Source organism: Rhizobium sp. RHZ02 (assembly GCF_014851575.1).
GTDB lineage: Bacteria > Pseudomonadota > Alphaproteobacteria > Rhizobiales > Rhizobiaceae > Rhizobium > Rhizobium altiplani.
The window spans coordinates 227,309-249,507 of the sequence record NZ_JACUZX010000002.1 but is presented as its reverse complement, the minus strand read 5'-3'; the positions used below and the strand labels follow the sequence as shown (position 1 = coordinate 249,507).

At 59.7% G+C, this 22,199-nt stretch carries 20 protein-coding genes; 8 read left to right on the top strand and 12 right to left on the bottom strand.

The features are described 5' to 3' along the window. Positions 1-41 precede the first annotated feature (41 nt). Both IB244_RS04025 and IB244_RS04020 read right to left on the bottom strand, forming a co-directional pair. Positions 42-1,580 carry an aldehyde dehydrogenase family protein gene (locus tag IB244_RS04025; RefSeq protein WP_113469708.1) on the bottom strand — a complete coding sequence of 513 codons (1,539 nt, stop codon included), beginning with the start codon at positions 1,578-1,580 and terminating at the stop codon, positions 42-44. A gap of 17 nt (positions 1,581-1,597) precedes the next feature. Continuing rightward, positions 1,598-2,881 (bottom strand): NAD(P)/FAD-dependent oxidoreductase, encoded by a 1,284-nt coding sequence (locus IB244_RS04020; protein ID WP_062374004.1) that lies wholly within the window; start codon positions 2,879-2,881, stop codon positions 1,598-1,600. Between the two features lie 218 nt (positions 2,882-3,099). Here IB244_RS04020 and IB244_RS04015 point away from each other — a divergent pair, with 218 nt between their 5' ends. Both IB244_RS04015 and IB244_RS04010 read left to right on the top strand, forming a co-directional pair. Then, positions 3,100-3,990 carry a LysR family transcriptional regulator gene (locus IB244_RS04015; protein WP_113469707.1) on the top strand — a complete coding sequence of 297 codons (891 nt, stop codon included), beginning with the start codon at positions 3,100-3,102 and terminating at the stop codon, positions 3,988-3,990. A 67-nt stretch (positions 3,991-4,057) separates the two neighbouring features. Continuing rightward, on the top strand, positions 4,058-4,294 hold the full coding sequence (locus IB244_RS04010; RefSeq protein WP_007794587.1) for an Lrp/AsnC ligand binding domain-containing protein: 237 nt from the start codon (positions 4,058-4,060) through the stop codon (positions 4,292-4,294). Positions 4,295-4,336: 42 nt separating this feature from the next. Here the strand turns inward: IB244_RS04010 and IB244_RS04005 are convergent, their stop codons facing one another. The 7 genes from IB244_RS04005 to epmA all read right to left on the bottom strand — a co-directional run bounded on the left by IB244_RS04005 (position 4,337) and on the right by epmA (position 12,523). After that, a complete protein-coding gene (locus tag IB244_RS04005; RefSeq protein WP_018855873.1) occupies positions 4,337-6,811 on the bottom strand; it encodes a glycoside hydrolase family 2 protein in 2,475 nt (824 codons plus the stop codon). A 16-nt stretch (positions 6,812-6,827) separates the two neighbouring features. After that, the gene (locus IB244_RS04000) at positions 6,828-7,790 is read right to left on the bottom strand and encodes a DUF1839 family protein (protein WP_192241235.1); all 963 of its coding nucleotides are present in this window, start codon (positions 7,788-7,790) and stop codon (positions 6,828-6,830) included. Positions 7,791-7,798: 8 nt separating this feature from the next. After that, positions 7,799-8,707 carry an amino acid--[acyl-carrier-protein] ligase gene (locus tag IB244_RS03995; RefSeq protein WP_018855875.1) on the bottom strand — a complete coding sequence of 303 codons (909 nt, stop codon included), beginning with the start codon at positions 8,705-8,707 and terminating at the stop codon, positions 7,799-7,801. 4 nt (positions 8,708-8,711) lie between these two features. Continuing rightward, positions 8,712-9,893, bottom strand: coding sequence for an acyl-CoA dehydrogenase family protein (locus tag IB244_RS03990; protein ID WP_113469705.1), 1,182 nt, complete (start codon positions 9,891-9,893; stop codon positions 8,712-8,714). After that, positions 9,894-10,145 carry an acyl carrier protein gene (locus tag IB244_RS03985; RefSeq protein WP_018855877.1) on the bottom strand — a complete coding sequence of 84 codons (252 nt, stop codon included), beginning with the start codon at positions 10,143-10,145 and terminating at the stop codon, positions 9,894-9,896. It lies immediately after the preceding gene. A 261-nt stretch (positions 10,146-10,406) separates the two neighbouring features. Further along, positions 10,407-11,459 (bottom strand): lysine-2,3-aminomutase-like protein, encoded by a 1,053-nt coding sequence (locus IB244_RS03980; protein ID WP_113469704.1) that lies wholly within the window; start codon positions 11,457-11,459, stop codon positions 10,407-10,409. Then, entirely contained in the window at positions 11,456-12,523 is a 1,068-nt protein-coding gene (epmA, locus tag IB244_RS03975) for an EF-P lysine aminoacylase EpmA (protein ID WP_018855879.1), read from the bottom strand. The genes IB244_RS03980 and epmA overlap by 4 nt, the downstream gene beginning before the upstream one ends. A gap of 150 nt (positions 12,524-12,673) precedes the next feature. Between epmA and efp the strand changes: the two genes are divergently transcribed. Beyond that, the gene (efp, locus tag IB244_RS03970) at positions 12,674-13,243 is read left to right on the top strand and encodes an elongation factor P (RefSeq protein ID WP_018855880.1); all 570 of its coding nucleotides are present in this window, start codon (positions 12,674-12,676) and stop codon (positions 13,241-13,243) included. Between the two features lie 150 nt (positions 13,244-13,393). Here the strand turns inward: efp and IB244_RS03965 are convergent, their stop codons facing one another. Both IB244_RS03965 and IB244_RS03960 read right to left on the bottom strand, forming a co-directional pair. Further along, positions 13,394-13,657 carry a YMGG-like glycine zipper-containing protein gene (locus IB244_RS03965; RefSeq protein WP_018855881.1) on the bottom strand — a complete coding sequence of 88 codons (264 nt, stop codon included), beginning with the start codon at positions 13,655-13,657 and terminating at the stop codon, positions 13,394-13,396. 26 nt (positions 13,658-13,683) lie between these two features. Then, a complete protein-coding gene (locus IB244_RS03960; protein ID WP_018855882.1) occupies positions 13,684-13,839 on the bottom strand; it encodes a DUF3309 family protein in 156 nt (51 codons plus the stop codon). A gap of 512 nt (positions 13,840-14,351) precedes the next feature. On the opposite strand from IB244_RS03960, the gene IB244_RS03955 reads away from it, so the two are divergent. From IB244_RS03955 to IB244_RS03935, 5 genes are all read left to right on the top strand, one after another. Further along, positions 14,352-17,390: a helicase-related protein gene (locus IB244_RS03955; protein ID WP_113469703.1), complete on the top strand. Its 3,039-nt coding sequence runs from the start codon at positions 14,352-14,354 to the stop codon at positions 17,388-17,390. A 4-nt stretch (positions 17,391-17,394) separates the two neighbouring features. Beyond that, positions 17,395-17,799: an RNA-binding S4 domain-containing protein gene (locus IB244_RS03950; RefSeq protein ID WP_113469702.1), complete on the top strand. Its 405-nt coding sequence runs from the start codon at positions 17,395-17,397 to the stop codon at positions 17,797-17,799. A 194-nt stretch (positions 17,800-17,993) separates the two neighbouring features. Then, entirely contained in the window at positions 17,994-18,332 is a 339-nt protein-coding gene (fdxA, locus tag IB244_RS03945) for a ferredoxin FdxA (RefSeq protein ID WP_025658085.1), read from the top strand. Between the two features lie 398 nt (positions 18,333-18,730). After that, positions 18,731-19,303, top strand: a complete 573-nt coding sequence (locus tag IB244_RS03940; RefSeq protein ID WP_007528356.1) for a CarD family transcriptional regulator — start codon at positions 18,731-18,733, stop codon at positions 19,301-19,303. Between the two features lie 377 nt (positions 19,304-19,680). Continuing rightward, a complete protein-coding gene (locus IB244_RS03935; RefSeq protein ID WP_018855886.1) occupies positions 19,681-20,544 on the top strand; it encodes an RNA polymerase factor sigma-32 in 864 nt (287 codons plus the stop codon). 53 nt (positions 20,545-20,597) lie between these two features. On the opposite strand, the gene IB244_RS03930 is transcribed toward IB244_RS03935, so the two are convergent. Beyond that, entirely contained in the window at positions 20,598-22,142 is a 1,545-nt protein-coding gene (locus IB244_RS03930) for a M48 family metalloprotease (RefSeq protein WP_026371606.1), read from the bottom strand. Positions 22,143-22,199: the final 57 nt, after the last annotated feature.

Genomic DNA, 22,199 nt, shown 5'->3' with positions numbered 1-22,199 from the left:
CGTGTTATGTCATCACCCTTTCGGCTGCAATGCAGCAATGATCATTCGACGTCGAACTTGACGCCCTGGGCAAGCGGCAGCGTCTTGCCGTAGTTGACCGTGTTCGTCGCCCTGCGCATGTAGGCTTTCCAGGCATCCGAACCAGATTCGCGACCGCCGCCAGTTTCCTTTTCACCGCCGAAGGCACCACCAATTTCGGCCCCGGACGGACCGAGGTTGACGTTGGCAATACCGCAGTCCGAACCGCGAGCAGAAACGAAGGTCTCGGCCTCCCGCATATCGTTCGTGAAGATCGAAGAAGACAATCCCTGCGGCACCGCGTTATGGAGTTCCAGAGCCTCATCGAAATCCGTGTACTTCATCACGTAGAGGATCGGCGCAAATGTCTCATGCTCGACGGGGCCGGCCTGAACAGGCATTTCAACGAGCGCCGGCCGGACGTAGAAGGCGTCTCCCGCACCGTTCTCGACGCGCTCGCCACCGGTAACCTTGCCACCGGCAGCCTTCGCTTGCTCAAGAGCCGACTGCATGTTCGCAAAGGCCTGCCTGTCGATCAGAGGCCCGACAAGCGTCCCCGTTTCCAGTGGGTTGCCGATCGACACCGAGCCATAGGCCTTCTGCAGGCGTGGAACGAGCTTGTCATAGACGCTCTCGTGCACGAACAGGCGACGCAGCGTCGTGCAGCGTTGACCGGCCGTGCCCATGGCCGAAAAGGCAACGCCACGCAGCGTCAGGTCAAGATCGGCCGTTGGGCAGATGATCGCTGCATTGTTGCCGCCGAGTTCGAGGATCGATCGCGCAAAGCGCTGTGACAGGCGGGGACCGACAACGCGGCCCATGGCCGTCGAACCGGTCGCCGAGACGAGCGGCACCTTGGGATGGTCGACGAGCACTTCCCCGACATCGCGGCCACCAATGAGCAACGTCGACAGGTTCGAAGGTGCTACGCCCCCTTCGGCAACGAACCGCTTCAATGCCTTCTCAAACAGTGCCTGAACGGCAAGCGCTGTCAGCGGCGTCTTCTCAGAAGGCTTCCAGACTGTCGAGTTACCGCAAACCAACGCCAGGGCAGCATTCCAGGACCAGACGGCGACCGGGAAATTGAAGGCCGAGATGATGCCGACCACGCCCAAGGGGTGCCAGCTTTCCATCATCCGATGCTCTGAGCGTTCGGTGGCAATGGTCAGACCGTAGAGCTGACGCGACAAGCCGACGGCAAAGTCGCAGATGTCGATCATTTCCTGGACTTCGCCGAGCCCCTCGGAGGCGATCTTGCCAACCTCGATCGAGACCAGGCGGCCGAGTGCGGCTTTTGCCGCGCGGAGTTCTTCGCCGAGCAGGCGGACGAGTTCGCCGCGCTTCGGAGCCGGGACAGCCCGCCATTCGAGGAATGCCTTGTGTGCCGCCTCTATGGCGTCCTTTGCTTCCGAGGCAGAATGCTCCTTCAGCGCACCGATCTCCTTGCCGGTTACCGGCGAGGTAACGCGAAGGGTGCCGCCGGTATAGCGGTCGGCGCGGACGCCCAGTTCCGTGAGCAGTTTTTTCGTCTCAGTGGCGAGATCAAGTGCAGAGATGGTCATGGGGTCAACCTCGGTTCTCAAAATCGGGCGTCTGCGAAATGGGCCACTTGGGCGCCGGCTTCGTACCACATTTCCTTCACCGCGCGGAAGCTAGGTTCGGACGGTGCTGTAAGGGGCAGTGGCAAGTCCGCTTCCGTCGTCTGCCCCAGGATGAGCTGGGCGAGCGTGCGGCCAAACACTGTGCCAGGCGCGATCCCGCGACCGTTGTAGCCGGAGAAGCCCACAACATTCGGCGCAAACCTGTGGAAGCGGGGCAGCGCATTGTCGGTCATCCCGATCTTGCCGTACCACTCGCATTCGAACTCGACATCGCCAAGCTGCGGAAAGAGCTTTTTCAAGGACCGTTTGGCCCAGGCCGTGTGGATTTGAAGCCCGGTGTTGCGCAGCGCACCGACGCTGCCGAAGACCAAGCGTCCCGCCTGGTCCATGCGGTAGGAGGAGAGGATTTCCTTCGTATCCCAAACGCCTTCGCGCCCGGCAAGGATCGAGCGGCGCAAATTGTCGCTGAGCGGCCGGGTTGCAAGATTGAAATAGGGCAGATGGACCTGCTCGTTGCGTACCGCTTCCCAAGGGCCGGTGCTGTAGGCGTCCGTCGCCACGATGATCCAGTCGGCCGTAACCTCTCCCTTTGCGGTCCTCACGGTCCAGCGATTGCCCTTCCGCTCAGTTCCGATGACCGGGCTCGACGTGTGGATTGAAACGCCAGCCTTGACGGCCGCATGCGCAAGCCCGCGGGCGTAGGCGAGCGGCTGCAGCGTGCCTGCGCGCATGTCGAGCAACGACCCGGTATAGGCGCTGCTGCCGACGCGCTTGGCCGTCTCCGCCGCGTCCAGCAGCGTCACCGGAGCGCCGCGTGCCGCCCATTGCCGCGCGCGATCCTCGATTTCCTTCAAGCCACTTTCGCCAACGGCGACGTGAAGCGTGCCGTTTCGTTCAAGCTCGCATGCAATGCCGTGCTTGTCGATCAACTCCATCACGAGCCGCGGCGCGTTGCCCAACAGGTCTAACAACCGCTCGCCATAGACCGGGCCGAGAACACCGGGAAGGTCATCAGGCATGACCCACATGCCGGCATTGATGAGGCCGACATTGCGGCCCGCACCGCCGAAGCCGATTTCCTTGGCTTCCAGCAACACGACCTTCGAGCCCGCTTCCGCCAGATGGAGACTTGAGGAAAGGCCTGTATAGCCTCCGCCCACGACTACGACGTCGGCGTTCACAGCGCCTGCGAGCGCCGGTGTCACGGGCGGCTGAGGAGCGGTTTTTTCCCAGAGGCCGTGGGAGCGGGGATCGTTCAGCATCGATCAAAATCCATCCATTAAGCAGGCGGCATTCTAGCGCCGTGCGATTGCTTGTTAAACCGCTGATCAGGTTGCCGATCGTAGCCAGGAGTGCGTAACAGGCAGTTCGATCGTATTTTCAGTTCATTCCGATTCTGTCAGATGGATGACTTTACAAAGCCGAATAAGGCGTAAATATCGACATTTAGGAAATAGCTTATTCTGAAATGGAATGATTGATGCTGCCATCACGACGTTTTCTTCCGTCGACATCCCTGCTTATCGCCTTCGAGGCTGTATCCCGCACCGGCAGCGTGACGGCCGCCGCGCGCGAACTCGACCTTACTCAGAGCGCTGTCAGCCGCCAGATCAAGGCATTGGAAGAGCAGCTCGGGGTCGAACTCTTCGTGCGCGAGCGCCAAACCGTGCGGTTGACGCTGGCCGGCGACGGCTATGCCCGCGAGATACGCGAGGCGCTGCGGCGCATTTCGAGCGCATCACTCAATCTTCGTGCCAATCCGCATGGTGGTACGCTCAACCTGGCGATTCTTCCCACCTTCGGGACGCGCTGGCTGGCACCCCGGCTGGGAGGTTTCCTTGCCGCCAATCCGGGAGTGACGATCAATCTTGTCACCCGGCTGTCACCCTTCGACTTCCGGCTCGATTCGATCGACGCGGCCATTCACTTCGGCCACGCTCATTGGCCGGGCGCGGAGCTGACATTTCTAATGTCGGAGAAGACAATTCCGGCCTGCAGCCCCGAATTCCGCAGCCGACATGCGATCAACGCGGCACAGGATCTACTCGAAGCCCCGCTGCTGCACCTGACGACGCGCCCGGATGCATGGGAGCGCTGGTTTGCGGACAACGGCGTGAGCTTTCAAACCGTGCACGGCATGCTCTTCGATCAGTTCGCGACGGCAGCCCAAGCAGCGATGGCCGGTCTCGGCGTTGCGCTGCTGCCGACGTTCCTGATTCAAGATGAATTGAAACGCGGCGACCTTGTTGCAGCCGTTGATCGCGAAGCGGAAAGCAGCGAGCACTACTATCTTGCCTATCCGCCAGAACGGGCCGACTACGCGCCGCTGGATGCATTTCGCGACTGGATCGTTCGAGAAGCGGCGATCTGAAGCCTTGCGCCGACATGGCGCTTTCGATCATTATGCGCCGAACCAGAATATGATGCAGGAAACTCCGATGAAGCCAATTTTCGTTCAGCTCCAGTGCGCGCCAGGCAAGACCTACGAAGTCGCCGATGCCATCTACCAGACCGAGCGCGCTTCGGAGCTCTATTCGACGAGCGGCGACTATGATCTCCTGCTCAAGGTCTACATCGAAGAGGGGCAGGACATTGGCAAGTTCATCAACGATAACATCGCCAACATCCCCGGCATCGTGCGTTCCCTGACGACACTGACCTTCAAGGCCTTCTGAACTGCCGTTCCAGTCCGCTCAACAAGGAGCAGGCTGGAGGTGTCAAAAGGAAAGCGCCCGCGTGCCGCCAAGGCTTGTGACCTCACCCGAGGGTGCCTCTCCGTCTGTCCTTCCAGCCGTCGGAAGCAGACTGACGCGTTTGCTAGCGCCAGGCGCAAGATGAAACCAATCATCCTCCGGCCGATAGCCATCGACGTTGAGGTGGACCGACTGGGCGAACCTGTCGGCTGCGAGATCGACGACCCACCCTTCGTCCTGTGGCGCCACCGACACTTGGATTTCGGCGTCGTGGAGGGCCTTGGAGCGCCCCAACGGAAAATGAAAGGCATCGGCGACCACAGGACCTCCGTCCGGCAGACGCAAGCGCGCGACGGTGACGTCGTGAGACGGCGGGCCGAAGCGGAAGGCGTAAGTCGTGTCAAAAAAGGCGCCAAAGAGATCAGTGGCGGCAAAGGTCTCACAGCTTCTCGGCGCCAAGGTCAGAATGCGGCCGCCGCTGACGGCGTGCTGCCTGCCATGCCGCAAGCAAACCAGCTCGAGATCAAGCTGGAGAGCATGCTCGGTCTCATTCAGGACGTGAACGTCGAGGCCATTTGTGCCCTCGTCGGTCACGACGACCTGCACAGGCCGGAAAGCGCGGCGCAGGGCATACCACACCGGCTTGGGCTCGCCGGTTGAATCGATCACACCCCAACCAGCTCCGGGCATTAGATCCTGCAGGGTCCAGACCAGCGCGCCGTTGCAGCTCGACCCCTTCCGGCGCCATTCGGCAAACGTCGCTTCCGCAACTTCACCGGTGACGACGCGGGAGAGATCGAGGTATCGATCACGATCCTCACGACGGAGACGCGCCGGATCCTCGCCATAGAGTTCCGCCAGATAGAAATCCCTGACGTCCTCGAAATCCCACGATGCGCCGCGATCGCGGGGGACACGTGATTTCCATAGCGGACTATGGACCGGCGGTACGTCCAGATGGCGTTGCAGCGTTCGCTGCTGTGGAACATGGGCGAAAGCCAGGCTCTCGGCCGCGAAGCTAACGTTGGCACGGCGCGCGTCGTCAAGCGGGCGCATATAAGCGCCGACCCCGTAATAGTGGGTAACTCCCGCATTCGGAGAAAACGGCATCGCGCCGCCCGAAGGCGAATTTGGCACATAGGGGACGTCGGGGCGCATACGCCCGGCGATCGCCGGAATAATCTCCTCCGTGATCGGACCCGACCAATAGTCCTGCGGCAATCCCAGCATCGCGGCCTGCTGATAGATCTCGCTGCCGCCGCAAACCACCGCCAACGACGGGCACCCCTGAACGGCATGCAACAATTCCTCGACTTCCGCGTGGACTTGCGCAGTGAGAGCCTTGTCGTTCTTCGGATAGTCGAAATTGGCAAACATGAAGTCCTGCCAGACGAGCAGACCAAGCTCGTCGCAGAGCTCAAAGAACTCCCGCGTTTCGTAGGCCATCGTGCCGCCAATGCGGAGCATGTTCATGCCTGCCTGCGCGGCAAGGCGCAGGAACGGCTCATAGTCGGCCTTGCCACCCGGCAGCCGGACGATATCCGCCGTGGTCCAGACCGCACCGCGGCAAAAGATGCGCTCGCCGTTGATCAACAACGCAAAACCCTCTCCGTCTTTTCCGCGGTCGACGTCGATGCGCCGAAAGCCGATTCGGCTGGCGTGATGCTCAACGCCGTCGACGAGGATCGAGAAATCATAGAGGCACTGTGCGCCGTGAGTATGGGGCCACCAGAGATCGACGTTCTCCAGCCTGACGATTGCCGAATAGTGATTCTCGCCGATCTTCTCGAATGTCTGCTGAACGCCTCCGCACCGGAGCACTAGATCCGGATTGTTGACATTTGCATGAAGCGAAACGCTCAGTCGCCCGGTGTTATCCGCCTCGAGCACGGCGCGGACAGAGACGTTGTCAATCGAAACGACATCGCGCCGGACAAGCGTGATGGGGCGCCACGGACCGACAGCATGAACTTCCGGACACCAACCCGGCATGCGCCCGAGCAGCGTTGTTCGAATATTCTTCAAGCCTTGCGGCGTGATCATCTGCGGCCGCCAACGAGCGCGCGGGCCGGGCTCGGCAAGCCGCGGTGCCAGCGCCCGGAAGCAAAGCGCCAGTTCGTCGCCACCGGAAAGCGTCACCGGTATCTCGTGCATGGTGAACATGCTTCCCGATGACAGGATCTCCTGCCCATTGAGGAAAACATGACACAGCGTCGCCAAGCCCTCGAAGCGAAGAAGCGCGTCGCCGGGTTGTACGTCAAAAAGTCGGCAAAGATACCACGCATCGCGCGTGTCGAGCGGCTCCGGGTTTTCACGATCGAAGTGCCCGGCCTTCTCCAATGCCGCGGCAACGGTCCCCGGCACCTCGGCGGCGATAAACTGCGCGGACAACGGAATGTCATGCGGCGTCGCACAAGCGCCCGGTTCCGTCAGAACCAGATTCCAACCTTCGGCGAGCAGAGTTTCCTCCGCACCGACACTCGCCAACCGTCCCCGCATGCTTAGACTCCCGGCTTCACAAGCGCTCCTTGAGAGAAGCTATCATGGAATCCCACGCATCGGCTGCCGGATCAAGCGCCGTGCGTAATGGCTCGTATTTCTTCCGGGTGACCGCCCGGGCGAGCTGAAACTGCACGGACTTCGCGACTTCGGAAATTCGGCACGCGTCTTCAATTGCGGACGCGAATTCGCTCGCAGAAAGCCAAGCCAGGTGATCTCCGGCAAGCTCGAAATTGGCACCGAACTGGCGCAGCGTATTGAATGCGTACTTGTGAAAGAAGCCAAACGGCCGCTCTGCGACTGCTTCCACCTGCTGCGGAAACACTTCGGCAAAGGCGCGAATCGGATTCGAGACTGGGCGGCGACCGAAGTGAGTTCCTAGAAGCCTGCGTGCCATAGTGCTGACATGCGCCGTATCCGGCATGCGAACCGGAAATTTCGCGAACTCGGTGTAGGGAAGGAACGACGGATCGTCCGCCGTCAGTTGCAGCTGGAACAGCCCCTCGAAGTCTTCACCCTCAAGCTGGAAATAGCCGCCATTGTGGAAATACTCCACGCGCTTGCCGGTGAGATCGAGCCTGTTGATCGCCACGGTGGTCTTGCCATGCTCGGTCCGATAGGCGGTACCCTGCGTATCCGGCATATAGAACGAGTCCATCTCGATCAGGCAAAGGCGCCCGCGTGCGATCTGCACCTCGATATGCCGTTCGACGCGGTCGAAAATGGCAAGCTCAGTGACGCGGATGTCATAGAGTGACTCGAGATCCTCGAGCGGCACCTTGAAGAAGGTGAACTGATCGCCCTCGAAGTCCTGTGTGAGCGTGAAACCGAGCATCGCCTCCGGTACTGCACCGCAGCCGCTCAGCACTTCGATCCAGAGGTCGACATAGCAATTGGTTTCAGGCCACATGCGCTCGCCGGAATGGAGCGGATGCGGTTGATAGCCGTCCGGGCGGACCCGCGGAAAGACGGCTCTCATCGTTTCATTCAGCCCCACAGCGCTTGACGCACCTTGGAAGGCCAATGCTTGACCTCGAGCCCGTGGTGATGAAACAGCGCGAGCGCGATGCGCTCAAGCCCGAAGCCGACGCAAGCGGTGTGCGCAACGCTCTCGTCTTCGAGGTACAGGCCCCATTTCGCACCAAATGCGTCCTGGTGGTAGTTGAAGCTCATGCAGGCCGTCGGCTTGGCAACCGAGGTGATCGGGATAAGCAGCTCGAACTTCAGGTTCTGATCGCGCTGATTATTGGCCAGCATCTTGCCGGCACGGCCGAAGAACGGGTCGTTCGCGACATCAATGGTCACGTCCAGACCGACCGCCTGCATCATTTCGACGCCGCGATCCATCCAGCGTTGACGGAAATCCGTGACGTGCTGCTCGGTCCCCATGCAAATATATTCGCGCATGCGGAAAAGCTGCTGCCTCGCAGGATCCTGCGAAGGCTCGTGGCGGAAGCAATAGGATTGCAGATCGAAGAGGCCGCCGCTCATCGGCAATTTGCCGCGCCGAGCGACAGTCGGATAAAGCGGATAGCAGGCCGCAGGCGTCAACACGATGTCGGTTGCCTGTTGATCCTTGGTCCAATCATCGCCCACTTCCATGCATTGAAGGAGGCTGATGTGGTCGAGTTCGCTGCCGCAGAAACTGTGAACGGTGCCGGCAAGCTGCGGGAAGCTCTTCATGTAACCGCTCTTCTCGAAGAAGGCGCGGTTCATCCCGGGCGGAAAGCGCATCGCTTCCGCACCATCGGCGCCGCCGAACCTGTCGATCAGGCGCTCGAAGGCGGCGATCACGTCTTCGAATTGTCCGCTGCGCCCGTAAAGACCGTCAACGCCCGTATCGATCAAGAGGCCCGATTCGAAGAGCCTGTCCAGAAACGTTGTCTGCACGTCCATATCGTCACCCCAGTAAGCTAGTGTCCTGCTTGTGAACAAGAAGCATGCTCGACGTATTGCCGAGGATGCGGTCGTTCGAGATCATGAGTTGCGCGGAGTGGGCATCGCGCAGATGGCGGCCGACGCTGAATGGCGTGCCGTTCTTGTAGCCCATGATCCCGCAAATCAGCATCACGTGATTGACGATCTCGAGGATCGTCTCAGATGAGGCAATCTTTACGTTGTTCATCGTGACGGCGAAGCCCATGGAAGAAAGCTTGTCGGCGTCGCTCCTGGCGTCCTCGTAGGCCTTCAGACCGGCGACAACGTTCGATCGAACCATCTGCAGCAAGTTTGACACCTCGGCGAGCCTCAAGGCTCCGGGCGGTGGCGTACCCGGCGACTTGCGCGCTGCGGCGCGCACGAACACCTGTGCACGGCCAACCGCGTCGACCGCGATGCCATACCACACGCTGCTCCAAAGAAGGTGCGACGATGCCAGCATCGATTGCGCCGCGATCTCTGCGAAAGGCTTCGGCAGGATCTGTTCGGCCGCAGCCTCGCCCTTGAAGAGGAAACCATCCGAGCAGGTACCGCGCATGCCGAGCGTGTCCCACGTATGCGTTTTTTCCAACGTGTACTGCTCCTTCAAAAAGACGGTCAGCACCTGATCGGAAGAGGCGGCAGTTGCGTGGGCACGCGAGGTAACCATGATCGCATCGGCGTGGGAGCCGTAGGATATGACGGTCGCATCTTTCTCCAGACGGCAAATGTCACGATCCACCTCGATCGCGCAGATGCTATTCCTGAGATTGCCGCCGATCCCGCCTTCCGTCGTTGCCGACGCGACCAGCAATTGCTCGGCAGCAACACGTAGCATGAAGGCCCGATGCCACTCGCTCTCGCCGCCGTGCTCAACAAGGCTGCAAAGCTTGATGTGATGCATGGCGAAGACCATGGCAGCCGCAGCACAAGCCTGACCAAGCATCGAGCATAACTCGGCGATCTGTGCGATCGTCGCGCCTTCGCCACCGAAATGGCGTGGGATCTGAACGCCTAGCAAGCGCTCGGCCCTCATTGCTTCCACGGCTTCGTGCGGGAACCTCCCTTCAAAATCGACGGAGTCTGCATGCTTTGCCGCAATCGCTGACACGCGCGCGGCTCTGGCGGCAAGATCCTCTTGCGCGATTTTGACCGGAAAGTTCATTCAGGCGACCTTCCGGCTATCTTTGATCTGGTCAACGGTCCTTGCGATCGCCGCGATGCTGGCGAAAGACTTGCGATTCAAGAGATTGTCGGGAAACTCGATATCAAAGGCTTCTTCGATGCCAAGCATAAGCTGCACGGAAGCGAAAGACGTTAGGCCGACCGCATAGAGGTCGGCATCATCGGCGACCTGGTCGACAGAGACAGGGAGCTTTCCAAATTTGACCAGGAGCTCACGGATCGTAGTATTCATTATGACTTCTCCAAGATGATCATATCTCGAGTGGCGAAACCGCCTTGTTCTCGGAGTACGCGTAGTCTGGAAAAGACAAAATTGTCCTAAATGACGTAGTTAAAGTCAGCTAAGCTTCTCAGCTAAATTCCTACGAAAGGAACAGGGAAGAGGGGAGCTTGTGTTAGATTTCAACATCTTGCTCGCGAGCTGTATTTTTGGGTGACCAACGGATCTTGTGACACATTGTCCAATAACAACACTTCTTTCGCCCATTTTTGACTAGGCGACCGGCGGATACAGGTGCTCGCCGCCGCGATAATCCGAAACCGAATAGCAGCCTTCGCCCATCTCACTGATCGACTGAGGAGCGATCACTGCTTTGCCATGGCCACCGGGTATGTCGAGTATGTAGGTGGGCTGGCAAAGACCTGAAATCCGGCCACGCAATGCGGCGACGATCTTCTGCCCCTCTTCGATCGTCAGCCGAAAATGGCTCGTGCCGGGCGCCAGATCGGGATGATGCAAATAGTACGGCTTCACACGCGTCTCGACGAAGGCCTTCATCAACTCCGTCAGCACCGCCGGATCATCATTGACGCCCTTCAGAAGCACCGATTGGCTGACCATGACCAAGCCGGCATCGATCAGGCGAGCGCATGCTGCGCGCGCCTCGGCGGTCAGTTCGCGAGGATGATTGGCGTGCAGCGCCACGTAGACGGTCTTGCCACCCGCTCTCAGGGCCGCAATCAGGGCCGCATCCACCCTCGATGGATCAACCACGGGAACCCGGGTATGGAACCGCACGATCTTGACGTGGTCGATCGATGCCAGTTCGCGAAGAATTTCTTCCAGCCGTCGCGGCGACAACACGAGCGGATCGCCGCCCGTCAGGATCACTTCCCAGATTTCCTTATGGTCACGGATATAGGCAAAGGCCGCAGACATTGCCTTGGGGTCAAGCGTGCCCAAGCCTTGCGGACCAACCATCTCGCGGCGAAAGCAGAAGCGACAGTAGACGGGGCACACATGCACGGCCTTCAACAGCACCCGGTCGGGATAGCGATGAACGATCCCCTGCACGGGACTATGGGCTTCGTCGCCGATGGGGTCGGCGCGCTCTTCGGGCGCAACGATCAGCTCGGCTGCGTCAGGCACGAATTGCCGGGCAATCGGGTCCGAGCCATCGGCGCGGTCGATCAAACCTGCAACGGTCGGAGTCAATGCAACGGCGTAGCGTGCGGCGACATCAGCCAGCGCGTCCCGGTCACTCTGACCCAGCAGCCCTGCGCGTTCCAGCCCTTCGACGGTCTTGATAGGCCCGATACTGTTCATCTGCCGTACTCCGCGACCGGCGCCCACATTACCTGATCGATCCGCGACGCACCGGTTGCCAGCATCACCAACCGATCGAAGCCGAGAGCGATGCCACTTGCCTCGGGCATGATGGCAAGCGCTTCCAGAAAATCCTCGTCCAGGGGATAGCTCTCGCCGTAGATGCGAGCTTTTTCAGACATCTCGATCTCGAAGCGACGGCGCTGTTCCGCCGGATTGGTGAGCTCGCCGAAGCCGTTTGCAAGCTCGACGCCGCAGGCATAGACCTCGAAACGTTCCGCAACACGGGGATCAAGCGCCGATGGGCGCGCCAGTGCCGCTTCCGACACCGGATATTCGTCAAGAATGGTCACACGGTCGAAACCCAGATGAGGCTCGACCTTTTCGACAAGCACGCGGCTGAACAAATCCGCCCAGCCATCGTCGTCTGCAACGCGCATGCCGATCCGCTTCACTTGGTCAGCGAGATGCGCCCGGTCCGTCGCACCATCGGCGGAAACGGATGCCAACAAATCAATGCCGGCATAGCGCTCGAAAGCCGCGGCGACACTGATCCGGTCCGGTCCGGCAAACGGATCGCAATCCCGGCCCTTATAGGTGAGCCGCGTCGTCTTCATGGTTTCCGCAGCAAGCGCCAGGATCCGAACGCAGTCCATCATCAGGCTCTCATAGCTTTCGCCCACGCGATACCACTCGAGCATGGTGAATTCCGGGTGGTGCAAGGGGCCGCGCTCGCGGTTGCGATAGACGTGGGCGAAACAGGTGATGCGCTTTTCGCCGGCCGAAAGCAGCTTCTTGCAGGCGAACTCAGGCGAGGTATGCAGGTAAAGCGGCGCCGCCGTCTGGCCGTCCGTCGTCAAGGCTTCGGTGGCAAATGCATGGAGATGCGCCTCGTTGCCGGGCGAAACCTGCAGCGTCGCGGTGTCGACCTCCAGAAAATCCTCGCGCAGGAAATAGCCGCGCAGCGCGGACTGGATCGCATTGCGCCCGATCAGGACCGGACGGCGGTCCAAATGCACGCTCGGCGTCCACCACGGCGATACTTTGGCGATCGAGGGATTCATTGGCATCGTCCTGACCGGCCTTCCAACGCTAGGGCTGGCTATTTGCCGGATTTTAGGTTAGTTGCGCCCCCAAAGAACAATCAATCGCGTCTTCGGGGCAGTATCGACAGTCCTCTACGACGCCAAAAGCCGAGTTACAAGGAAGTCTTAATGGTCAAGGTCATCGCCTCTTCCGTCCGCAAGGGCAACGTTCTCGACGTGGACGGCAAGCTCTACGTCGTTCTGACGGCCCAGAACTTTCATCCGGGCAAGGGCACGCCGGTTACGCAGGTCGACATGCGTCGTATCGTCGATGGCGTCAAGGTCTCCGAGCGCTGGCGTACGACCGAACAGGTCGAGCGCGCCTTCGTCGAAGACGTGAACTTCCAGTATCTCTACGAAGATGGCGAAGGCTTCCACTTCATGAACCCGGCGACCTACGACCAGGTGGTCGTGAACGATGAAACGATGGGCGATCAGAAGGCCTATCTGCAGGAAGGCATGACCTGCATCCTGTCGATCCATGAAGGCGTTCCGCTGGCTCTCGAGCTGCCGCGCCACGTGACCCTCGAAATCACGGAAACCGAACCGGTCGTTAAGGGCCAGACGGCTTCGTCCTCTTACAAGCCGGCAATGCTGTCGAACGGCGTGCGCACTATGGTGCCGCCGCACATCAACGCCGGCACGCGCGTCGTGATCGCCACGGAAGACAATTCCTACGTCGAGCGCGCGAAGGACTGATCGTCCACCGCATGCACTGAGAAAATTATGCCGCTTCGGAAACGAGGCGGCTTTTTTGTTGTCGGCAGTTACGCTGATCCGGCGGGTGTTCAAACAAAAAGCGCCGGTCGGGCCGGCGCTTTCGATCTCAAAAATAGTAATCCTATCGCCTTAGTAGCGCGGGCAACGTGCCTCGTAGCGGCGGCCGTAGCGGTCTCTGTAGACACAGTAGCCGCGACGTTCAACGGACTGGCCGATCAGTGCGCCAGCGAGACCGCCGGCAACAGCACCGATTGCAGCACCGCCCCAGCTATGGCTGACGGCACCGCCGATAATAGCGCCGGAACCCGCGCCGATTGCGGTTCCCTGTTCCGTCGCCGTGCAGGAAGCAAGTGCGCCGACGAGGGCGCCAATGAGCACAATCTTCTTCATCATGACATAACTCCCAGTTTTTTCGTCGCTTAGATGCGACCCATTAGCACAAGAATAACAATAATCAGGAGAACTAGCCCTAAACCGCCGGAAGGTCCATAGCCCCATCCGCGGCTATAGCCCCAATTTGGTAAGGCGCCGATCAAAAGCAGAATAAGGATAATGAGCAGTATGGTGCCAAGCATGGTTCAAGTCCTCGAGGTCATTACACCTGGAATGGACGAGAAACACACCTCACCGATTTTTGTTCCATCTGTATCAAATGTTTGGATTTAAGGGCAAAACGATCTCATCGTGCGCCGTTTTCCGTCCCGCCGCGTAATATTAACCCATGACAAAAGATACGGCAGATGTCGCTCGTCTTTTTCGGGCAAAACGACATTGACAGCCTGGACATAGATCGCGTTGCACGTATGCCGCGAATTTCGCGATTCAGCATCTTGTGGGAAAAAGTGATTCAAAATCAATACTTAGCCGTGAACAAACACTGAATCATGCGGAGTCTGCGATTCGTCTCCGATTCGTTCTCAAGCTGTTCCGAATCGCAAAACGAGCAATCTGCAAGCTATTCGCGCAACAGAAAACTGCAGAGTAAATTCAAATCGGCCCTTGCGTTTGAGACAACGGCTGTCCATGTGTGTGCTGCTCGGAGAGGAGCTGACTTGACCTGGGGCACCCTCGCCTCATCTGCAGGACCATGACACTGACATCGCAGCCGATGATACTGAGTGGGCGCGGAGTAACCGCGGTGCTCGGACCAACCAATACCGGCAAGACGCATTATGCCATTGAGCGCATGGTTGCCCATGGCACCGGCGTGATCGGGCTGCCGCTTCGGCTGCTGGCGCGCGAGGTCTATACACGCGTCGCCGAAAAGGTCGGAATTCAAAACGTTGCGCTGGTAACGGGCGAAGAGAAAATATCGCCTCCCAACGCCCGCTTTTCGGTCTGCACCGTCGAGGCAATGCCACGCGAGACGAAGGCGGCGTTCGTCGCCATTGACGAGGTTCAACTCGCCGGCGACCTCGAGCGAGGGCACATCTTTACGGACCGGATCCTTCATCTGCGCGGCCGCGACGAGACGCTGTTGCTCGGCGCCGGTACAATGCGTCCGATCCTGCAGCAACTGCTCCCTGGAATTACCATCGTCGAGCGTCCCCGGCTTTCCCACCTGTTCTATGCCGGACAGAAGAAGATTACCCGCCTCCCGCAGCGCTCGGCGATCGTCGCCTTCTCTGCCGACGAAGTCTATGCGATTGCCGAGTTGATCCGCAGGCAGCGCGGCGGGGCCGCCGTCGTTCTCGGGGCCCTCAGTCCGCGCACCCGCAATGCGCAGGTGGCACTCTACCAAGCCGGCGATGTGGAATATCTGGTCGCCACGGATGCGATCGGCATGGGCCTCAATCTCGACGTCGACCACGTCGCCTTCGCGCAGGATCGCAAATTCGACGGCTATCAGTTTCGTAACCTCAACCCCGCCGAACTTGGGCAGATTGCCGGCCGTGCCGGTCGACATGTTCGCGACGGGACGTTTGGCGTCACCGGTCAGGTCGATCCCTTTGATGAGGAATTGGTTGAACGCATCGAAGGCCACGAGTTCGACAATGTGAAAGTGCTGCAGTGGCGCACGAAGAACCTCGACTTCAGCTCCCTGCATGCGCTCCGCGTGAGCCTTGAGACCGGCCCTACGGTTTCTGGCCTGACACGCGCGCTCCCCGCCGTCGACCAGCAAGCGCTGGAACAGCTGTCGCGCTACCCCGAGATCATCGACCTTGCGAACAATCCGGCGCGCGTCGAGAAACTGTGGGAAGCCTGCGCGCTTCCTGACTATCGCCGCATTACACCGGCCCAACACGCCGATCTGATCTCCACCCTCTTTTCCGATCTCGTCCGCTATGGCACGGTAAACGAGGACTTCCTTGCCGAGCAGGTATATCGCGCGGATCGAACAGACGGTGAGATTGACACGCTTTCGGCGCGAATCGCGCAGATAAGGACTTGGACCTATGTATCGAATCGGCCCAATTGGCTTGCCGATCCGACACACTGGCAGGAAAAGACGCGGGAAATCGAAGATCGATTGTCCGATGCGTTACATGAAAGGTTGACGAAACGCTTTGTTGATCGCAGGACATCTGTGCTCATGAAGCGCCTGAGAGAGAATGCGATGCTGGAAGCTGAAATCAGTGTAAATGGCGATGTCTTCGTAGAAGGACATCATGTGGGGCAACTGTCGGGATTCCGGTTCACGCCCATTTCGGGAGCGGAGGGACCGGACGCTAAGGCTGTCCAGTCTGCTTCGCAGAAGGCGCTCGCTCTGGAATTCGAGGCACGTGCGGCTCGCCTCCATGCGGCCGGCAATGGCGATCTCGCGATCAGCTCCGACGGTTCGATCCGTTGGTTGGGCGACCCGGTGGCGCGCCTGGCAGGCAGCGATCATGTCATGCGCCCGCGTGTCATCATTCTCGCCGACGAGCAGTTGACCGGCAATGCCCGCGACCACGTGGCCGCTCGGATCGAGCGCTTCGTAAATCATCACATCAGCACCGTTCTGAAGCCGCTTGACGATCTGTCCCGCGCAGAGGACCTGCAGGGCCTTGCAAAGGGCCTGGCATTCCAGCTTGTCGAGAACCTCGGCGTACTGTTCCGGCGCGACGTGACCGAAGAAGTGAAGTCGCTGGATCAGGATGCGCGGGCCTCAATGCGCCGCTACGGTGTCCGCTTCGGCGCCTACCACATCTTCGTTCCGGCACTTCTCAAGCCCGCCCCGGCAGAGCTCATCACGCTCCTCTGGGCGTTGAAGAATGATGGCCTCGACAAGCCAGGTTATGGCGATCTCATTCCCGTGCTGGCGGCAGGCCGTACCTCGGTCGTTACCGATCCGGGCTTCGAGCGCACCTTCTACAAGCTGGCCGGCTTCCGGTTCCTTGGCAAACGCGCGGTCCGTATCGACATTCTGGAGCGCCTGGCCGACATTATTCGCCCGCTCCTTCAGTGGAAGCCGGGCCAGGCCAATCGTCCCGAAGGCGCTTATGACGGTCGCCGTTTCACGACGACAACCGCCATGCTTTCGATCCTCGGCGCAACGCTGGAGGACATGGAAGAGATCCTGAAGGGGCTCGGCTATCGCGCCGATGCCGTCAAGGCGGAAGAGGCAGCTGCCCATCTGTCGGCTCAGGACGCTGCCGCAGCGCCGGCGACCGAGACGGCGGTTGAGGATAATGCAGAGAAGGCAGATCACGACGATGCCGACAGCGCATCGGAGGAAGCCCCTTCCGAAGCCCCAGCTGCTGTTGAAGCAGTGGCAGCCGAACAGCCGGTCATCGCAAATTCCGAAGAAGCCGAGGAGCCGAAGCCGGTCCTTCTCTGGCGCCTTGGTGGCCGTACGGACAACCAGCGTCAGGCTCGCAGCCCGGGCGAACGCCGTGGCGGCAACAATCGCGGCCAGGACCGGGGGTCCGAACATCGCCGCCAGGGTGCTGCGAATGGCGAGGGCCGCGACGGCAACCGCCAGCATCGCGGCAAGGATGGCGGCAAGCCACAGCAGGGACGCGGTGACCGCAACGAACAGCGTGGCGACCGTCAGGACCGTGGCGACCGCAAGGATCGCAACAACAACCGTGGCGGACCACAGCCGTTGCGCTTCGAGGCAAAGCCACCGCGCAAGGAAAAGCCGATCGATCCGGATTCTCCTTTCGCCAAGCTCGCTGCCTTGAAGGAGCAGATGAAGAAGTAAGCGGATGAGCAGTGAGACACAGCCAGGAAGCGGTTCGCGGCAGCGCATCGACAAGTGGCTGTTCTTCACGCGCATGATAAAATCGCGCTCGCTGGCACAAAGCCACATTCAATCCGGGCATGTGCGGATCAATGGCGAGCGCGCCCTTCAACCGAGCCAGATGGTCAAGACGGGCGACAGGGTCGAGCTGGCGCTGGAGCGCCGCGATGTTGTCCTCATCGTCAAATCGGGCGGCGAGCGACGTGGTCCCTACGAGGAAGCCCGACTGCTCTATGAGGACCTGACTCCGCCACCCGACGAGGCAAAGCGCCTGACACCTTACGAACAGGCGATGCGCGCTACGGGCACGGGCAGACCCACGAAAAAGGACCGCCGTGCAATCGACAAGCTGATGTCGGACGACGATTAGAAAACTCTGTCCGAACAGCCGGGTTTTGCGACGTCTTTATTCTTGAAATCCGCAGACAAAGCCGATACGTCACAATCAACTTGCCGGATAGCGTAAATGCCTCCCCCGCATTTCACTGCTTCCTTTCCGGTTAGGGGAAAGGCGCGACGTTCCAGGTTGCCCGGCCCCATTGTGTGGAAGTCCTGGAGTTCTTCATGACCTATGTCGTGACCGACAATTGCATTCGTTGCAAATATACCGATTGCGTGGAAGTCTGCCCCGTCGACTGTTTCTATGAAGGCGAGAACTTCCTCGTCATTCATCCTGACGAATGCATCGACTGCGGCGTTTGCGAGCCGGAATGTCCTGCCGAAGCCATCAAGCCGGATACGGAGCCGGGCCTCGACAAGTGGCTCAAGGTCAACGCCGAATATGCGAGCATTTGGCCGAACATCACGATCAAGAAGGATGCCATGCCGGAAGCCAAGGAAATGGACGGCGAAACCGGCAAGTTCGAGAAGTACTTCTCGGAGAAGCCCGGAGCGGGCGACTGATCCTCCGGCCCCAAACCTCGGCCTGAAAACCGGGTTCAGTGACGTAGAAAATGCCTGAAGCGTGCCTGCAGCATATGGGTGTCATGTGTTGCGCGCATGACTCAGGTGCAGCAAATTATTGATTTCGTCATATTTTTGTGATAGCTTGCCGACACTGATCCATTTGCGGCATGAAGTATGCCCAAACCACCACGAAAGCAAAACAAATCCAAAAACGCGGTTTCCGTGACATATCAACGCCTTGAGCTGTGAGGCTCTAAGCTTGTGCGCATGGAGATGTTTGTTTTTGTCCGGTGGGACCAGAAGTAAGTCACCCGACGGATCCGACCGTCTCATCCGGGCTTGACTGACCCGGCTCCGGCTGCAGCCGGGAGCGTAACAGGGAGTGTTTGAATAGAATGACGACCCAGCAGAAAAAACCTTCTTCCGCACGTCACGGCTTCAAGACCGGTGAATCGATCGTGTACCCCGCACATGGCGTCGGTACCATCAGCGCCATCGAAGAGCAAGAAGTAGCAGGCATGAAGCTTGAACTTTTCGTTATCGATTTCGAGAAGGACAAGATGCGTCTGAAAGTGCCGGTCGCCAAGGCCATGAGCATCGGCATGCGTAAGCTCTCCGAAACCGATTTCGTCGAGCGTGCATTGAAGGTTGTGCAGGGCAAGGCGCGCGTCAAGCGTACCATGTGGTCCCGTCGCGCCCAGGAATATGATGCGAAGATCAATTCCGGCGACCTCATTTCCATTGCTGAAGTTGTCCGCGATCTCTATCGCGCCGAGAACCAGCCGGAACAGTCCTATTCCGAACGCCAGCTGTATGAAGCTGCACTTGATCGCATGGCACGCGAAATCGCTGCCGTGAACAAGATGTCGGAAACCGAAGCCGTTCGCCTCGTCGAGACCAACCTCAACAAGGGTCCGAAGCGCGGCAAGGCAATCGAGGAAGACGAATCTCAGGATGAAGCTGCATAAGCTCTCCTTGTTTTTCCTGCAAAAAAACCCGGCCTTGTGCCGGGTTTTTTATTGGAACTTTTTCCGACGTGGCGCGTTTTAAAGATGTAGCTGCGGACCGCGTCGGGAACTGACATTACCCTCCTCGAACGCTCGCATCCTGGAAACGATCGATGAGGAGCGGATCATGCCTTCCACGTTCTGCCTATCCGGCAACTTGAAGAAACTGGTCCTACCCGGCCGTATTACCGGCGCATAACCCTAAGCTAGGGCCCCATCTGGAAACGTCCAGAGTTCGGGGCCTTTATACGTTCAAGACATGAATTTGATCTGGGCAGCCAATGTCCGGAAGCAAGATTTCTTTGCCCTTTTTTGGCGTCACGCCTCAGGAGACCGATATGAAGAACATGTCAGCAGACCGGCGCATGATCAAAATCGCCATGGCGGCTCCCTACCTTGCTCGCGAAGAGGAACACGATCTCGCAATCCGCTGGAAGAACAATGATGATCGTGGTGCCCGCAACCAGATCGCCATGGCCCATATGCGTCTCGTTATCTCCATGGCCGGGAAATTTCGCAATTTCGGCCTGCCCATGAGCGACCTTGTCCAGGAAGGATACGTCGGTCTGCTGGAGGCCGCGGCCCGCTTCGAGCCCGAGCGCGATGTCCGCTTCTCCACCTATGCAAGCTGGTGGATCCGCGCCTCTATCCAGGACTACATCCTTCGCAATTGGTCGATTGTTCGCGGCGGTACGAGTTCTGCCCAGAAGGCCCTGTTCTTCAATCTTCGCCGTCTGCGCGCCAAGCTTGCCAGGGGCGACACGCAGCTCACGCTCCAGTCCATCCACCAGGAAATCGCGGCAGCCCTCGGCGTCAGCCTTTCAGACGTCCAGACAATGGACGCCAGGCTCTCGAGCAATGACGCCTCGCTCCAGGCGCCCTCAGTCTCGGGTGATGCCGACAGCGCCGAGAAGATGGATTTCCTCGTGAGCGACGATCCTCTGCCTGACGAGCAGGTATCGAACATGATCGACGGCGAGCGCCGTCGCAATTGGCTCGCTTCGGCCCTGAAGCACCTCAATGAGCGGGAAATGAAGATCATCAGCGCCCGCAGGCTCGCCGAAGATGGCGCTACGCTTGAGGAACTCGGTGCAGATCTCGGCATTTCCAAGGAGCGCGTCCGGCAGATCGAAAGCCGGGCGATGGAAAAACTCCGCAGCGCTCTCGTGAGTGCTGACCCGTATATGGCCGCATCGGCCTGAAAGAGCTTACTCCCCCAGTGATGCAATTGGCCCGGTGAAAACCGGGCCTCTTTTTATTCTGCAATAATCTTGACGCGGTCGCCGGGAGAGACAGCGGCGCCGGTCGGCAGGGCATTGATAAGCTTGAAAAGATCGAGCTTTCGATCCGTGCCCATCATCCGCGAAGCAAGCGTCGTGATGTTCTCGCCCGGCCGTACCTTGACGACCCGGACCCGCAGAGGCTTCAGGGAAGCCGTTTCATCCGGGGTCATGCGGCGGAAGCTTGCCCGCAAGACGTCGGCCGTCTGCTGCAAGACCGGGCTTCCCTTCGGGACGGCCGTCAGGAACCGGAAAATCTGCGCATTGTTGCGGATCACCGTGACGTCGAAATCCCAACGATCTGCACTCGCGCGTGCCGTTGCGGCCTCCATACCGTTGACCGTGATCTGCTGAATGGTCGACGGATCGAGACCGGTAACCCAGCCGCTCGAGATATAGTTGGTCAGGCTTTGGTTCTGGTTATCGGCAACACCATCGAAGCGGATTGCGATGTCGCCCGGACCGGTCGCCATAACCGCCTCGACCTTGTTGTCGATCTTGAAATCGGGAGGTACGTCGAAGCGAATGCCAAGCCCGCCATGCAGGAAGGTCTGGCCGCGGACATAGCCTTCCTCCGGGCTGTCGCCGTAGAGCAGGCCATCGATCCCATCGAGATAATAGTCCCTGCCCGTATCGCCAACTTTGCCTTCCTGGCCGAAGGCACGTGCATGATCGCGCGCGAGTTCGATGCGCTGCGCAGAGTTCGGGTGGCTGGAGAGGAAGTCGAGGCTCTGATCCGCCTCAGGATCGACCGACATGAAACGACTATAGGCGGCCATGGAGTCCAGGAACCGCGCAGCGGCATAGGGATCATAGCCTGCTTCACCAAGCATACGGACGCCGATCACGTCGGCCTGCAATTCCTGCTGCCGCGAGAAAGCAGCCAATCGGAGCTTGCCGCGCGCCAGAGCCTGCTTGCCGGCAATATCGCTCGACAGCACCTCGGCAACGACGCGGCTGGCGATGACTTCCGCCTCCTCGCGCTTCTGCCGTTCGATGCCGTGGTTTGCCGTAACGTGGCCCATCTCATGCGAGAGAACGGCAGCGACCTCGGATGCATCGTTGGCGAGCGCCAGCAGACCGCGTGTCACATAGAGATAACCGCCCGGCAGAGCGAATGCGTTGATAGCCGGGGAGTTCAGGATGGTGATGCGATAGGACTGGCTCGGGTTCTCGGAGACGGCTGTCAGCGCGCCCGTGATCCGGGCGACCAGGCGCTCGGTCTTTGCGTCCTTGTACTCGCCTCCATAGCTCGCAACGATGCGCGGATGTTCGCGCGCACCCATGGCCGCGCGCGGATCGTTCTTCTGGACTTCATCGACGATCTGCGGATTGGAGGACGGCGCAACGCTTGGCTGATAGGACTGCTCGAGAATGGACTGACAACCGTACAGCGCCATGCTCGTCGCACAGACGACCGAGGCTCGTCGCACCAGACGGCACGCAGACGAGAGCACATCACTGGAAGGCGCGGGGAATTTCCACGTCGGCATACTGTCCAGTCTGGCTCTCCAAGTCATCTTGCGTGTCAACCGGTCCGCTTCCGCGACCCGGCCGGTCTCATCGTGATTCAACAG

Bases quoted from the DNA above. Each gene is read 5' to 3' on its own strand.
- IB244_RS04025 (WP_113469708.1), bottom strand. From the start codon at position 1,580: ATGACCATCTCTGCACTTGATCTCGCCACTGAGACGAAAAAACTGCTC.
- IB244_RS04020 (WP_062374004.1), bottom strand. From the start codon at position 2,881: ATGCTGAACGATCCCCGCTCCCACGGCCTCTGGGAAAAAACCGCTCCT.
- IB244_RS04015 (WP_113469707.1), top strand. From the start codon at position 3,100: ATGCTGCCATCACGACGTTTTCTTCCGTCGACATCCCTGCTTATCGCC.
- IB244_RS04010 (WP_007794587.1), top strand. From the start codon at position 4,058: ATGAAGCCAATTTTCGTTCAGCTCCAGTGCGCGCCAGGCAAGACCTAC.
- IB244_RS04005 (WP_018855873.1), bottom strand. From the start codon at position 6,811: ATGCGGGGACGGTTGGCGAGTGTCGGTGCGGAGGAAACTCTGCTCGCC.
- IB244_RS04000 (WP_192241235.1), bottom strand. From the start codon at position 7,790: ATGAGAGCCGTCTTTCCGCGGGTCCGCCCGGACGGCTATCAACCGCAT.
- IB244_RS03995 (WP_018855875.1), bottom strand. From the start codon at position 8,707: ATGGACGTGCAGACAACGTTTCTGGACAGGCTCTTCGAATCGGGCCTC.
- IB244_RS03990 (WP_113469705.1), bottom strand. From the start codon at position 9,893: ATGAACTTTCCGGTCAAAATCGCGCAAGAGGATCTTGCCGCCAGAGCC.
- IB244_RS03985 (WP_018855877.1), bottom strand. From the start codon at position 10,145: ATGAATACTACGATCCGTGAGCTCCTGGTCAAATTTGGAAAGCTCCCT.
- IB244_RS03980 (WP_113469704.1), bottom strand. From the start codon at position 11,459: ATGAACAGTATCGGGCCTATCAAGACCGTCGAAGGGCTGGAACGCGCA.
- epmA (WP_018855879.1), bottom strand. From the start codon at position 12,523: ATGAATCCCTCGATCGCCAAAGTATCGCCGTGGTGGACGCCGAGCGTG.
- efp (WP_018855880.1), top strand. From the start codon at position 12,674: ATGGTCAAGGTCATCGCCTCTTCCGTCCGCAAGGGCAACGTTCTCGAC.
- IB244_RS03965 (WP_018855881.1), bottom strand. From the start codon at position 13,657: ATGATGAAGAAGATTGTGCTCATTGGCGCCCTCGTCGGCGCACTTGCT.
- IB244_RS03960 (WP_018855882.1), bottom strand. From the start codon at position 13,839: ATGCTTGGCACCATACTGCTCATTATCCTTATTCTGCTTTTGATCGGC.
- IB244_RS03955 (WP_113469703.1), top strand. From the start codon at position 14,352: ATGACACTGACATCGCAGCCGATGATACTGAGTGGGCGCGGAGTAACC.
- IB244_RS03950 (WP_113469702.1), top strand. From the start codon at position 17,395: ATGAGCAGTGAGACACAGCCAGGAAGCGGTTCGCGGCAGCGCATCGAC.
- fdxA (WP_025658085.1), top strand. From the start codon at position 17,994: ATGACCTATGTCGTGACCGACAATTGCATTCGTTGCAAATATACCGAT.
- IB244_RS03940 (WP_007528356.1), top strand. From the start codon at position 18,731: ATGACGACCCAGCAGAAAAAACCTTCTTCCGCACGTCACGGCTTCAAG.
- IB244_RS03935 (WP_018855886.1), top strand. From the start codon at position 19,681: ATGAAGAACATGTCAGCAGACCGGCGCATGATCAAAATCGCCATGGCG.
- IB244_RS03930 (WP_026371606.1), bottom strand. From the start codon at position 22,142: ATGACTTGGAGAGCCAGACTGGACAGTATGCCGACGTGGAAATTCCCC.